The sequence below is a fragment of the Massilia sp. 01N410 genome (genome assembly GCF_056399665.1).
The window spans coordinates 270,974-283,966 of sequence record NZ_JBFTRV010000006.1; the positions used below are offsets into that span (position 1 = coordinate 270,974).

13 protein-coding genes are annotated in these 12,993 nt (G+C 69.3%); 10 read left to right on the forward strand and 3 right to left on the reverse strand.

What is annotated here, in order from left to right; all coding sequences use genetic code 11:
- Positions 1–64: 64 nt before the first annotated feature.
- The gene (locus AC1DOP_RS11040; protein ID WP_477251089.1) at positions 65–2,293 is read right to left on the reverse strand and encodes a TonB-dependent receptor plug domain-containing protein; all 2,229 of its coding nucleotides are present in this window, start codon (positions 2,291–2,293) and stop codon (positions 65–67) included.
- 103 nt (positions 2,294–2,396) lie between these two features.
- Complete coding sequence (locus tag AC1DOP_RS11045) at positions 2,397–3,095, reverse strand: hypothetical protein (RefSeq protein ID WP_477251091.1); 699 nt, start codon at positions 3,093–3,095, stop codon at positions 2,397–2,399.
- A 312-nt stretch (positions 3,096–3,407) separates the two neighbouring features.
- On the opposite strand from AC1DOP_RS11045, the gene AC1DOP_RS11050 reads away from it, so the two are divergent.
- The 8 genes from AC1DOP_RS11050 (at position 3,408) to AC1DOP_RS11085 (ending at position 10,231) form a co-directional block, all read left to right on the forward strand.
- Positions 3,408–5,000: an ATP-binding protein gene (locus AC1DOP_RS11050; protein WP_442121923.1), complete on the forward strand. Its 1,593-nt coding sequence runs from the start codon at positions 3,408–3,410 to the stop codon at positions 4,998–5,000.
- Positions 4,997–5,671, forward strand: a complete 675-nt coding sequence (locus AC1DOP_RS11055; RefSeq protein ID WP_442121924.1) for a response regulator — start codon at positions 4,997–4,999, stop codon at positions 5,669–5,671. Before AC1DOP_RS11050 ends, AC1DOP_RS11055 begins: the two co-directional genes overlap by 4 nt.
- An 86-nt stretch (positions 5,672–5,757) precedes the next feature.
- Positions 5,758–6,210, forward strand: coding sequence for a hypothetical protein (locus AC1DOP_RS11060; RefSeq protein WP_442121925.1), 453 nt, complete (start codon positions 5,758–5,760; stop codon positions 6,208–6,210).
- Between the two features lie 20 nt (positions 6,211–6,230).
- Entirely contained in the window at positions 6,231–6,626 is a 396-nt protein-coding gene (locus tag AC1DOP_RS11065; RefSeq protein ID WP_442121926.1) for a BlaI/MecI/CopY family transcriptional regulator, read from the forward strand.
- Positions 6,623–6,814, forward strand: a complete 192-nt coding sequence (locus tag AC1DOP_RS11070) for an oxidoreductase-like domain-containing protein (protein ID WP_442121927.1) — start codon at positions 6,623–6,625, stop codon at positions 6,812–6,814. The genes AC1DOP_RS11065 and AC1DOP_RS11070 overlap by 4 nt, the downstream gene beginning before the upstream one ends.
- A complete protein-coding gene (locus tag AC1DOP_RS11075; protein WP_477251095.1) occupies positions 6,801–8,555 on the forward strand; it encodes a ClcB-like voltage-gated chloride channel protein in 1,755 nt (584 codons plus the stop codon). The genes AC1DOP_RS11070 and AC1DOP_RS11075 overlap by 14 nt, the downstream gene beginning before the upstream one ends.
- Before the next feature lie 10 nt (positions 8,556–8,565).
- Positions 8,566–9,246 carry a GNAT family N-acetyltransferase gene (locus tag AC1DOP_RS11080; protein WP_442121929.1) on the forward strand — a complete coding sequence of 227 codons (681 nt, stop codon included), beginning with the start codon at positions 8,566–8,568 and terminating at the stop codon, positions 9,244–9,246.
- 391 nt (positions 9,247–9,637) lie between these two features.
- Positions 9,638–10,231 (forward strand): CHRD domain-containing protein, encoded by a 594-nt coding sequence (locus AC1DOP_RS11085; RefSeq protein WP_477251098.1) that lies wholly within the window; start codon positions 9,638–9,640, stop codon positions 10,229–10,231.
- A gap of 12 nt (positions 10,232–10,243) precedes the next feature.
- On the opposite strand, the gene gluQRS is transcribed toward AC1DOP_RS11085, so the two are convergent.
- Positions 10,244–11,167: a tRNA glutamyl-Q(34) synthetase GluQRS gene (gluQRS, locus tag AC1DOP_RS11090; RefSeq protein WP_477251100.1), complete on the reverse strand. Its 924-nt coding sequence runs from the start codon at positions 11,165–11,167 to the stop codon at positions 10,244–10,246.
- A 178-nt stretch (positions 11,168–11,345) separates the two neighbouring features.
- Here gluQRS and pyp point away from each other — a divergent pair, with 178 nt between their 5' ends.
- Positions 11,346–11,735, forward strand: coding sequence for a photoactive yellow protein (pyp, locus tag AC1DOP_RS11095; protein WP_477251102.1), 390 nt, complete (start codon positions 11,346–11,348; stop codon positions 11,733–11,735).
- Positions 11,736–11,738: 3 nt separating this feature from the next.
- Entirely contained in the window at positions 11,739–12,992 is a 1,254-nt protein-coding gene (locus tag AC1DOP_RS11100) for an AMP-binding enzyme (protein WP_477251104.1), read from the forward strand.
- Position 12,993: the final 1 nt, after the last annotated feature.

Consider the following 12,993-nt stretch of genomic DNA (forward strand, 5'->3'; position numbering starts at 1 on the left):
CCGATGACGCACCAGCCCGCGCGCCGGGCGATCCAGCGGGAGTCCTGCGGCGCCGCCGTTTCGTTCATAGCTTCACCTCGAGATTCACCCCCACTCGCACGGACGCCGGATTGAAGCTGGTCTGGCGCGAGGTGCCCGATACATCCCGGTAGTAGCGGTCCGAAGCGCTGTCCTGGCCGAGGATGTTGTTGGCCGACAGTCGCAGCTGGTAGCGCGGATTGAACTTGTACAGCAGGTAGGCGTCGAGGTCGCGGCGCGACTGCTGGTACTGGAACTGGCCGTCGGAGATGCGCACCCAGCCACCCTTCTGCCAGGACAGGCTGCTGCCCATGGTCAGGTCGCCCTTGCGGTAGTCGATACCTGCGGTGGCCGACATCGGGGTCTGGCCGTCGAGGCGGTTGCCGGGGCCGGGCACGGCAGAAACGTGCGACCAGTTGCGGCTGAAGCTTGCGCGCAGGTCGAAGCCGCCGAGGGCGGCGGCCAGCAGCTTGCCGGGGGCCTTGGCTTCCAGCTGCAGCGAGCGCACCAGAGCGTCGCCGTCGTTGACCGGGCGGTAGACCCAGCGTCCGTCCGCATCGAGGTCAAGGCGGGTACGGATATAGTCCGAGATGGCGCGCCGCGACACGCTCGCCGAGAACATCGCGCCGTCCTTCAGGAAGTGCTCGTAGGTGAGGTCGATGCCGTTCGCCAGTTCGGGCCGCAGGTCCGGATTGCCGCCGGAGTCGGCGTCGAAACGGGTGTTGACCGGGGTCTCGTAGCGGCGCGCGGTGAGTTGCCCGACCTCCGGCGCTTTATACGTGCGGGTCAGGGCCAGGCGCAGCTGGCGTCCGCTGTCGCCGGGGAATTTGTACAGGGTCTGGGCCACGGGGCTCAGCACGTGGTTGCGCGACTTCGTCGACAGTCTGCCGGTGCCCGGCTCGTTAGCTTCGCTGTCGGTCTGCACGCCTTCCCAGCGCGCACCGAGGTAGACCGAGAGCTGCTTGTCGATGCTCCACTCGTCCTGCACGAAGCCGGCCAGGCGCGTGATCTTCGGTTCGAAGGTCTCGATGGTGTGGGTCGGTGCGTCCTGGTTCAGGCGGTCGTTGCGGTTGCGGACTTCGTCGCTGGCCTGCACGCTCGTATCCAGGCCGGCCGCCAGCGAGTGGCCGTCGAACAGCGAGCGCGTGTACTTGCCGCGCAGGCTGGTGCGGCGGCCACGATTGACGGTGTCCCAATCGCGCAGCAGGCTCCCGGCGTGACCGGCGGTGTAGCGGTCGGTGAGCGAATCGCTGTAGTTGCGGCTGCGTTCGCCCGACACCTTGAGGTCCAGCTTGCCGCCGGCGATCTTCGCGATCCAGCCTAGCTCCATCTGTCCCATCCAGCCACCCGACGGCGTCGCGCTCAGGGTCTCGACATAGTCCGGATTGCCGAAGCTGCCGACCAGGTTGTCGTTCAGGCTGCGCCCGCCCCAGTTCATGCGATTCGCATGCACCATGCCCGACAGGTTCAGCTCGTCGCCATCCGGGAACTTCCAGTTCAGGCGCGGGGACAGCACGGCGCCGCGGTAGCTGCCGCCACCGTCGTAGCGCGAGGTGCGCGATTGCGTCACCTGCCCGGACGGCAGCGTGAACAGCTCGCTGCCGGTCGAATGATTGTCGTTGTCGCCGCCGTACAGGCCGATGTAGGTGAAATACGAGAGCTTGTCGATCTTGTCGGCCAGGTTCATGCCGACGTTCGCGTTACGGCTTTGCTGCGAACGGAAGCCTGACAGGCGCAGGTCGTGCACCGCCTTCGAGGTCACCTTCTTCAGCACGATGTTGATGGTACCGGCGATCGCCTGCATCGAATACTCGGCGCTGGCGGCGCGGATGATCTCGATGCGCTCGATCTGGTCGGGCGTCAGCGCATCCATGTTGAAGCCTGGCGGCGGGCGGTCGCCGTTGACCAGGATCTGGGTGTAGCCGGCGCCCAGGCCGCGCATGCGCAGGGTCTTGCCGGTCACGGTCACGCCGGGCGCGCGTTTGAGGACGTCGTAGATATTATCGTCGCCGTACTTGCGGATCTCTTCCGCGTTCATGACGGTCTTGCTGGCGGTGTCGTCGCGGCGCGGATCGTAGTCGCTGGCCGCGCCCTTCACCTCGACGGTCGAGATCTTGCCGTCCTTTTTCGGTGGCGCCTCCTTGGCGGGCACAGGTTCGGCCGCAGTCTGCGTCGATATGGCCGGCTGGACCGCGGTCTGGGCCAGCGCGGCGGCCGGCAGGGTCGACAAGGCGAGGTGGACGGCGGCGGCGAGACGGCGATGCTGGAAGATCATGAAGGGCTGGGCGGAGTTACTGAACAGCCCGTCACGATAGCAAATACATGCCGCTTAAATTACGCCAATTGTCACAATGCACTATTTGTTGCGGCTGGTCCGTTCAGCGCACGCAGCTGACGTAGGCGATGCCGACGTCGGGCCGGTCGGTCGCCGCGCCGGTGGACAGGTCGACCACCATGTGGCTTGCGGTCGTTGAACTCGTGGGCATGGTCGACGACCAGGTGGCGCCAAGGCTCCAGCCCTGCCCGGCGAGGACGCCGGACTGCTGCAGGGCGATCAGCTGGTCCGCGGTCGGCAGCTTCCATCCGGTCGCGCCGCCGATCGTGGAGGTGGTGCAGAAATTGCCCGCATTGCTGAAGTTGTCGACGTTGCTCACGCCCATCCAGGCAAAGCCGCCGAAATGCACCACGGCAGCGCCCGACGTCGGCGGGACGCACTGGTTGTTGCTCAGGACTGCCGGCGCGACGCAGGTCGGCACCACGGCGCAGGCGCCGTTGACGACCGCGCTGCCGGCGCCGCAATCGACCTTGCTGACGGTGAGCGTGGTGCTCGCCGAGGTCGGGCCAAAGCTGCCGATGCTCGGCTGGGAGGCGGTGATCGTGGTCTCGCCCGGGCCCTTGATGGTCACCAGGGTGCCGGCGATGGTGGCGACCGCGGCGTTACTGCTGGTGAAAGTAAAGGCGGCCGGGCTCCGCGAGGACGGCGGCACGATGTCGAAGGCCGGATCGGTTTCCTTCTTGGTGATGGCCGCGAACGGACCCAGTGGCGGACCCTGGTCCGGATCGCTGCACGCTGCCATCAGGCACATCATCAAGAGCAAGCCAACGATCCGCTTCATCATTCCCCCGTCATGGTCAAATTGAACGACTGGCACAGTAACAAATTCCACTGTCCGAAAATGCGTGCTTTGTCACGCGTGCGCGGGCAGGCCCGGCTTCAATGGCGTGCGGCCTGTGCCGCGTCAATCTTCACCAGGTAGCGGCTCATCGATGCTAATGAGCGGGTGGTTTGCCGTCAATCGAATCCGACGACTCGCCATTCCCGCGAAAGCGGGGACGACGGGGATTGATGCTTGCCTTAGAATGAACTGTCGCCAACCTTTTTTAACGCCTTGAAAATCTCGATCGGCCATCGCCTGTTCGCCTCCGTCCTGCTCGCGATCCTCGCGGTGGCGGCGGGTGCCGTCTATCTGCTGCGCCAGAACGTGCTGGCGGGCTTTGGCGATTACGCCGTCGGGATCGAACTCGATCGCCTCGACGAGCTGTCCGGCGCGCTGGCACGCCAGTACCGCGGCCACGGCGACTGGCGCTTCCTGCCCGCGCCGGACGGCCGGCGCCAGTGGATCGCGCGCGAGCTGGAACGCCTGCAGCGCGAACGCGAAGCCGCAGCCCTGGCGCCGCCGGCCGCACCGCCTGCTCCGGCAACACCAGCCGTGCCGGCCGCGGTACCGGCCAAGGCCGCGCGGCCGGCGCCGACTTCCCTCCTCTCCCCACCCGCGCCGCCGGCACCGCCCTCGCCACCGGCGGCACCGGCGCCGATGCCGCCCCTGGCCGCCCCGCGCGTCGGCCCGGCCCTCGCCGCGGATGCCGGGGTGGATGCCCCGCTGCCCGAGCGCATCACCCTGCTCGACGCCGACGGCCGCTACCTGGCCGGGCGCATGCCGGATGCGATTCCGCTGGCGCGCCGTCCGGTCGAGGTGGACGGCCGCACGGCCGGCTACCTGGGCGTGGCGCGCAGTCCCCGTCCGAGCGACGCCATGGCGCTCGCCTTCCTGCAGCAGCTGAGCGCCAGCCTGTGGTGGATCGTCGGCTTCGCGGTCGCCTTCTCGGCGCTGGCGGCGATCCTGCTGGCGCGCCACTTCCGCGGCCCGATCCGAGAACTGGCGGGCGGCGCCGGCATGCTGGCCGAGGGCCGCTTCGACGTCCGCCTGCCGGCAGGGCGCAGCGACGAGCTGGGCGAACTGGCGCGCCACTTCAATACCCTGGCCGAGCAGCTGGACCGCGCCGAAAGCGCGCGCCGCCAGTGGGTGGCCGATACCTCGCACGAGCTGCGCACCCCGCTGGCCGTGCTGCGCGCCCAGCTCGAGGCGATCCAGGACGGCGTTCGCAGCGCCACGCCGGCCACCCTCGACGCCATGCTGCGCCAGGTGCTGGCCCTGAACAAGCTGATCGACGAGCTGTATGCGCTGGCGCGCGCCGACATCAAGGCCCTCGACGTCAAGCCCGAGCGCCTCGACGTCTGGCAGCTGGCCTGCGCCCAGGCCCAAAGCTTCGATGCGCGGCTGCAGGCCGCCGGCCTGGCGCTCGAACTGGGCCAGGCGCCGCCACGCGCGCAGGCCATGGCCGATCCGGACCGCATGCGCCAGGTGTTCGACAACCTGTTCGAGAACAGCCTGCGCTATACGGCCGCCGGCGGCCGCGTGGCACTGAGCGCGGAAAGCGCCGGCGCCCTGCTGCGCCTGCACCTGGACGACAGCGCGCCCGGCGTGCCGGACGATGCCCTCGATCGCCTGGCGCAGCGCTTCTACCGCGTCGACGCCTCGCGCAGCCGCGCGCACGGCGGCGCCGGCCTCGGCCTGGCCCTGTGCCGCCGCCTGCTGGAAGCCCAGGGCGCGCAGCTGTCCTTCGCCCATTCTCCACTCGGCGGCCTGCGCGCCACCGTCACGATTCCCCTTGGTTACGACTTCCATTGCGAGCATCCATGAGCGCCGACATCTTCATCGTCGAGGACGAACCCGAACTGGCGGCGCTGGTGGCCGACTACGCGCTGGCCGCCGGCTACCGGCCCACCGTGTTCGGCGACGGCGCCCTGGCCCTGGAGGCGATCCGGCGCCAGCCGCCCGCGCTGGTGGTGCTGGACCTGATGCTGCCCGGCCTGGACGGCCTGTCGGTATGCCGCGAAGTGCGCGCCTTCTCCAGCGTGCCGGTCGTGATGGTGACCGCGCGCGTCGAGGAGATCGACCGCCTGCTGGGCCTCGAACTCGGCGCCGACGACTACCTGTGCAAACCCTTCAGCCCGCGCGAGCTGATGGCCCGCATCAAGGCGATCCTGCGCCGCGCAGGCCCGGCTTCCGTGCCCGCGGTGCCGGCGATCGCCGTCGACACCGCCGCGCGCCGGATCCGCATCCATGGCCGGCCGCTGGAGCTGACGCCCACCGAATACGGCATCCTGGCGGCGCTGGCGCGGCGGCCCGGCCAGGTGTTTTCGCGCGCCCAGCTGCTCGACGCCGCGCGCGAGGGCAATGCCAGCCTCGAGGTGGCCGACCGCGCCATCGACAGCCACGTCAAGAACCTGCGGCGCAAGCTGGACGCGGCGCTGCCGGGCGTGGAAGCCATCCATGCGATCTACGGACTCGGCTACCGCTTCGATTTATAGCCTTCTTCATTTTTTCTCCACATTCGCAATGCACCATGCACATATGGCCCGCCGCCCCGGACGGGTTCCAGCCTGAGGAGAAGAAGATGAAACATACCGCCGCCATCCTGACGTTCGCCCTGCTCTCCGGCGTCGCCGGTGCCGCCGTGGCCGACGTCCATGTCTACGTCAACTGCGATGCCAAGGGCGCCAACTGCCCGCCGCCGCCCAAGCCGCCGAAACCGCCGCGCCCGCCGGGACCGCCGGCACCACCGGCCCCGCCCGTACCCGGCGATGCGAGCGCGTACGCGCCCGCCATGCCGGCCATGCCCGCGATCCCGGCCGTGCCGGCGCCGCCCGACGTTCCGGCTCCGCCGTCCCCGCCGCCGCCGCCGAAGCTGCCGCCGGTGCCGGACAGTGCCCACGCCGACTGCGCCGCGAAGCAGCCGGGCACCCGCCTCAGCTTCACCCTGCGCCCGGGCGAAACCATGACGGGCGTCTGCGTGAAGCAGGACGGCAGGATGAGGTTCTCGCTGCGCGAATACCAGCTCACCGAGTGACTTTCACGGCGGGAGCGGGTATGCTGCAACGCATGTCGCATCCCGCCCCACCCAAACCGACACCGTCCGAACTGGAACTGCTGCGCATCCTGTGGCAAACCGGCCCGTCCACGGCCAAACAGGTGCACGAGGCGCTAGCCACCGACCGTCCCGACATGACGGCCGCCACGGTGCTGCGCCTGCTGCAGCTGATGCATGCCAAGGGCCTGCTGCTGCGCGACGAAAGCCAGCGCGCCCACGTGTATTCGCCGGCCCAGCCGCAGGACGCCCTGCAGACCAGCCTGGTCAGCGAATTGATCGTGAAAGCCTTTTCCGGCTCCGGCAAGGCGCTGGTGCTGGCCGCCCTGCGCGGCCACGTCAGCAAGAAGGAGCGCGAAGAGATCCAGCGGATCCTCAACGGCGGGAAGGAATCGTGAGCGCCGCCCCCTCGCCCGAAACGGATCCGCGCCCGCTGCCGCCGAAAGAGCCCGAGCTCGAAGACTGCTGCGGCACCGGCTGCGTCAACTGCGTGTTCGACATGTACCAGATCGCGCTCGAGAACTACGAGCGGGCCTTGAAGGCGTGGGAGGAGCGCCATCCCGGGCAGGCCGGTGCAGGCGCCTGACGCCGGCCGGGGCGAACGCCTCGGCGGCCGGCTGCGCGAGCTGCTCGGCAAGAACTCCCTGCTCCTGCTGGCGGCCCTGGTCGGCTTCGTCGGCGCCCTGGCCACGGTGGTGTTCCGCGAAGGCCTGGTCCTGATGCAGGAACTGCTCTACGGCCGCTCCGGTTCCTTCGTCGAGATCGCCGCTTCCCTGCCCTGGCATACCCGGCTGCTGCTGCCCTGCGCGGGCGGACTGCTGGCCGGCTCCCTGCTCGCCCTCGGCCGCCGCCTGCCCTCGCAGCGCCGCCCGGACTACATGGAGATCGTGGCGATCGGCGACGGGCGGGTGCCGATCCGCCTCACCCTCGTCAACGGCCTGTCCTCGCTGCTGTCGATCGCCTCCGGCGGTTCGATCGGCCGCGAAGGCTCGATGATCCAGCTGGCGGCGCTGTCGGCGTCCCTGAGCGGGCGCGCGCTGCGCCTGAACACGATGCGCCTGCGCCTGCTGGTGGCCTGCGGCGCCGCGGCCGGCATTGCGGCGGCCTATAACGCGCCGATCGCCAGCGCCTTCTTCGTCACCGAAATCGTGCTCGGCGCGATCGCCATGGAAAGTCTGGGCCCGATCATGGTGGCGGCGGTGGTCTCGAACATCACCATGCGCCACCTGCCCGGCTACCACCCGACCTACGAGATGCCGGCCTTCGCGCCGATCGCCGGTACCGAGATGCTCGCCTTCGTGGTGCTGGGCGTGCTCGCCGGGCTGGTGGCGCCGGGCTTCCTCGGCGCCCTCCAGCGCACCCGCCGCCTGTTCCAGGCATCCAGGCTGCCGCTGCCGCTGCGGCTCGCGCTCGGCGGCCTCGGGGTCGGCGCGATCTCGCTGTGGGTGCCGCAAGTCTGGGGCAACGGCTACAGCGTGGTGAACTCGCTGCTGCACCAGCCCTGGCTCTGGCAGGGCGTGCTGCTGGTGCTGGTCTGCAAGGTGCTGGCCACCTGCCTGACCTGCGGCTCCGGCGCCGTCGGCGGCATCTTCACGCCGACCCTGTTCGTGGGCGCCACGGTCGGCTACCTGTTCGCGCTGGCGCTGCAGGCCCTGTGGCCCGGCGCCGCCGCGCTGCCCGCCGCCTATGTCGCGGTCGGCATGGGCGCGACCCTGGCGGCGGCCGCCAGCGCGCCGCTGATGGCGATCCTGATGATCTTCGAGATGACCCTCAGCTACCAGCTCATGCTGCCGCTGATGCTGGCCTGCGTGGTGGCCTACGCGGTGGCGCGCGCGCTAGGGGGCGCCTCGATGTACGAGATCACGGCCCAGCGCCTGGCCGAGGCCGAGGAGCGCGAACGCTTGCGCACCATGCGCGTCGCTGAACTGATCAGGCCCGCCGAAACGGTGCTGCCCGACACCGCGCCGCTGTCCGCCGCGGCCGAGCTGTTCGGCCAGCACAACGTCAAGTACGTCTACCTGGTCGACGGCGCCGGGCGCTACCGCGGCACGGTGGCCCTGCACGAGATCGCGCCGCGCTTCCAGGATCCGCTGCTGGCGAGCCAGCCCTGCAGCACGATGGCCCGCCGGGATGCGCTGCCGCTGCTGGACGCCGGCATGGGCCTGGACGAAGCCCTGCGCCAGTTCATGCGCCACCACGGCGAACGCCTGCCGATCGTGCGCGCGCCAGGCGATCCGGAACTGCTCGGCACCGTCCACAAGACCGATCTGCTGGATGCCTACGTGCGCCTGAACCGCAGCCTGCTGCACGCCCGCATCGAGGCGTAGAATGCCCGGCATGGACCACCTGCTCGACAACATCTTCTGGAACACCCTGAGCGGCATGCACGCCCACCTGTCGGCCGGCACCGGGACGGCCAGGCGCTATGCCCCCGGGTTCTCGCCGATCGTCGGCTTTCCCGACCCGCGGCAGCCGGACTTCGCGGCGCTGGCGCCCTTCTGCGAAGCCGGCGAACACTTCTACTGCGACGCCTGGTCCGGCCCGGCGCCCGCGGGCTGGCGCATCGAGGCCGAGTCGACCATGTACCGCATGGTCTGGGACGGCGTCATGCCGGAGCGCGACGAAGCGCCGGATGCCATCCCGCTCGGGAAAGCGCATGCGGAGCAGGCGCTCGCGCTGGCCCGGCTCACCCGTCCCGGTCCCTTCGGCCCGCGCACCATCGAGCTGGGCGAGTACTTCGGCCATGTCGACGGCGGCAAGCTGATCGCAATGGCCGGCGAGCGCATGGCCGCGCCCGGGCTGCGCGAGATCAGCGGCGTCTGCACGCATCCCGATGCCCAGGGCCGCGGCTACGCGCGGCGCCTGATGCTGAAGCTGATCCGGCGCCAGCTGCTGCGCGGCGAGACGCCCTTCCTGCACGTGATGCGGGCCAACGAGGCGGCGCACGGGCTCTATCTGCGCATGGGCTTTCGCGATTATTGCGAGACGGTGGTGCGGGTGGTGACGCCAGCCTGCTGATCCGCTACGTTCCCTGGCGAACAATCAAACCGCGCACTCGTCACTACCACCCTCTCATCCGTGGGCATTCGCTGGGAGGAGGCGCTGGTCGAGGGCGCTGCGCTCGGCCGACTGCGCCCGCCATGAGATGCAATGCGCCTTCCTGGAACCGGACGGCAGCATCAGCATGAAGCGCAAGTAGGCGCAAGTAGGCGCACGCCAGACATGATACAAAAATCAGAGGAATGGCAAAATTTCTGTATCACATCATTACTGAATTTCCTAAATTCAGTCGACCATGGGCACTATCTCAGCCGTACGGTGCGAGTCCCGGCCAAGCTCCGGTGCTAAGTTTTTGAGCGCATCCCAGGACGGGGTGCGTTGCAGAGACTCTGTTCAACAGGAGGTATCCATGAAACAAGTTCTGTCTGTTCTAGCACTGGCAGCGACGGCGGGGCTGGCCACCCCGGCTTTCGCCCAGACCTACAAGGCGACCGCCAGCGGCCCGGCCGAAAGTCCGCCCAACGCTTCACCGGGCAGCAGCTTGGTAACGCTCGAGTTCGCCGGCACCAAGCTGACGGTCGACCTGCCGTTCAGCGGCCTGGCCGGCGACTCGACCGAGGCCCACATCCACTGCTGCACCACCACCGCCTTCACCGGCACTTCGCCGGTGGCCTTGCCGTTCACCGATTTCCCGACCGGCGTCAAGGACGGCAGCTACACGAAGACCTTCTCGCTGTACGACACCGCGACCTATGACCCGGCCTTCCTGGCGGCGAACGGCGGCACGGCGTCCGGCGCGGCGACGGCCTTCGTGAACGGCATCAATGCCAACGAAGCCTACGTCAACATCCATACGACCTCGCATCCGGCTGGCGAGATCCGTGGCTTCGTGGTGGCCGCACCGGTGCCGGAACCGGCCGAGTGGGCGATGCTGGCGGGCGGCCTGGCCGGCCTGATGTGGATGGGCCGCAGGCGGCGTTGGGAGAGCAGCTGGCAGCGCTAGCCGGCGGTTCGGCTAGCCGGTAAGCAGGGCGCCGCGTTCGGCAAGCAGCTTGGCCCAGGCCGGGACCGCCTCTTGCCAGAACGCGGCCAGGGAAGTGAGCCGTGAAGCGGCCGGCGCAGCCAGGCGCAGTCCAAGGAAGCCGGCGGCTTGGTGCAGGGCCGCGACGGCGGCCTCGTCGTTACCCGGCAGGACGGCCAGCGCACCGGTCTGCTTGGACAGTTTCTCGCCGTTGGCATTGCGCACTACCGGCACGTGCAGGTAGCGCGGCGTCGGCACGCCGAGCAGGCGCTGCAGGTAGATCTGGCGCGGGGTCGAATCGAGCAGGTCGGCGCCACGCACGACGTCGGTCACGCCCTGCTCCGCATCGTCCACCACCACGGCCAGCTGATAGGCCCAGTAGCCGTCGGCACGCTTGAGCACGAAATCCCCCGATTCCAGCGCCAGCCGCTGCTCCTGCCAGCCGGCGAAGCGGTCCTGGAAGCCGATCAGGTCTTCTCCCGGTTCCGGCACCCGCAGGCGCAGGCTGCGCGCCTCGCGGCCCGGCGCCAGGCCATGGCGGCAGGTGCCGGGATAGATGGCGGCGCCGTCCGGTCCCACGCCCAGGCGCGAATCGGCGATCTCCCTGCGGTTGCAGCCGCAGCCGTACACGTAATCTGCGATGCGTTCGCGCGCGGCCTGGTACAGGTCCTTGCGCCGGCTCTGCCAGACGATCTCGCCGTCCGAATGCATGCCCAGCCAGTCGAGCTGAGCGAGGATGGTCTCGGCGGCGCCGGGCACGGCGCGGCCCTCGTCGATGTCCTCGATGCGGATCAGCCAGGCGCCGCCGTTGGCGCGCGCGTCCAGGTAGCTGGCCAGGGCCGCCACCAGCGAACCGGCGTGCAGGGGGCCGGTGGGAGACGGGGCGAAACGGCCGATGTAGGAGCTGGGAAGGGTCATGCTCGATGGAGAAAAGCGCAACCTTAGCACAGGCCGGGGCGCGGCGCCGGACCGTGCGGGCAGCGTGATATTCTTGTCCAGGACAAAATTATGCAACAGTGCTTGTAATTTCTAAAAAGCAATATACAATCTCACTTTGTCCTGGACAAACCATCAACCAAGAACAATCGAGGAGCATATGCTGTCTACCCTGAACGTCGTCGCCTTCGGCAAGGACGACATCGACAACACCCTGTCCCGCCTGTCCGGCCAGCAGATCGACGAACTGGCCTTCGGCGCCATCCAGCTCGATGCGCAGGGCAAGGTCCTGCGCTACAACCAGGCGGAAGCGATGATCACCGGCCGCCATGCGAGCGCCGTGATCGGCACCAATTTCTTCCGCGACGTCGCGCCCTGCACCAACACCGCCCGCTTCAAGGGCGTGTTCGATGCCGGCGTGCGCGCCAACAACCTGAACACGATGTTCGAGTACGTGTTCGACTACAAGATGACGCCGACCAAGGTGAAGATCCACATGAAGAAGGCCATCAGCGACGGCAGCTTCTGGATCTTCGTCAAGCGCCTGTAAGCGATGCGGGAAGCTGGCCTTGACCTCGCCCCGTGGTGGGCCGATCGCGGCGCGCTGCAGCGCTTCGTCGCCGACCTGGTGGCCGCCGAGCTGACGGCGCTGCGCTACGAGCGGATCCTGCCCGACGGCTGGAGCGGCGCGCTGTCGCTGGACCAGGACCTCGGCGTCGATTCGCTGGAGCTGCTGCAGCTGGCCGGCGCGCTGGCCGAAGCCCTGCAGATGCAGCGCAGCGGGATCGAGGATTACCTGCTGGCGCGCCGCACCCTGGACGACTGGCTCGACATCGCCACCGCCGCCCTGCAGCACTGGAGCGAGGAACTCACCTTCCGCACCTCGGGCAGCAGCGGCGAGCCGAAGCGCTGCAGCCACGAGCTCGTCCTGCTGGAACAGGAAGCGGCGGCGCTGGCCGCGCTGTTCCCGCGCCGCCGGCGCCTGCTGCTGGCCGTGCCCTGCCATCACATCTACGGCTTCCTGTTCGGCGTGCTGCTGCCGCGCCACCTCGGCCTCGCACCGGACCAGGTGCAGAGCGTGCGTGCGCGCCTGCCTTCCCAGCTCGCGCGCCACGTCCTGCCCGGCGACCTGGTGATCGGCCATCCGCATGTCTGGCAGGATGCGCTCGGCGCCGGCGCGGCTTTTCCGGACGACGTGGACGGCGCCAGCTCGACCGCGCCCTGCCCCGACGCGGTGGCCGAACGCGCGGGGGCCGCCGGCCTGCGGCTGGTGCAGGTGTATGGCGCCTCCGAAACCGGCGGCCTGGGTTGGCGCGCCTCGCACCGCGAGCCCTACCGCCTGATGCCCTACCTGGACCGCGCGCCGGACGGCGTCGATGCCCTGCTGCGCAACTGCCCCGACGGCCGCACCGCGCTGCTGCGCCCGCAGGACAGCCTGGAATGGCAGGCGCCCGACCTGTTCATGGTGGGCCCGCGGCGCGACGCCGCGGTCCAGGTGGGCGGCACCAACGTGTTCCCGGAGCGGGTGCGCCAGGTACTGCTCGAGCATCCGATGGTGGAAGACGCGGCGGTGCGCCTGATGCGCCCCGACGAGGGCATGCGCCTGAAGGCCTTCATCGTGCCGCGTGCCGGCGCTGGCGCCGGCGATGGATTCACGCGCGAGCGTTTCACGAGGGAGCTAAGGGCCTGGATCGACACCAGGCTGGCGGCGCCGGAGCGCCCGAAGGCGATCACGCTGGGCGAGCGCATCCCGCGCGGGGCACTCGACAAGCCGGCCGACTGGAGCATCGGCCCCACGAACGGCTAGA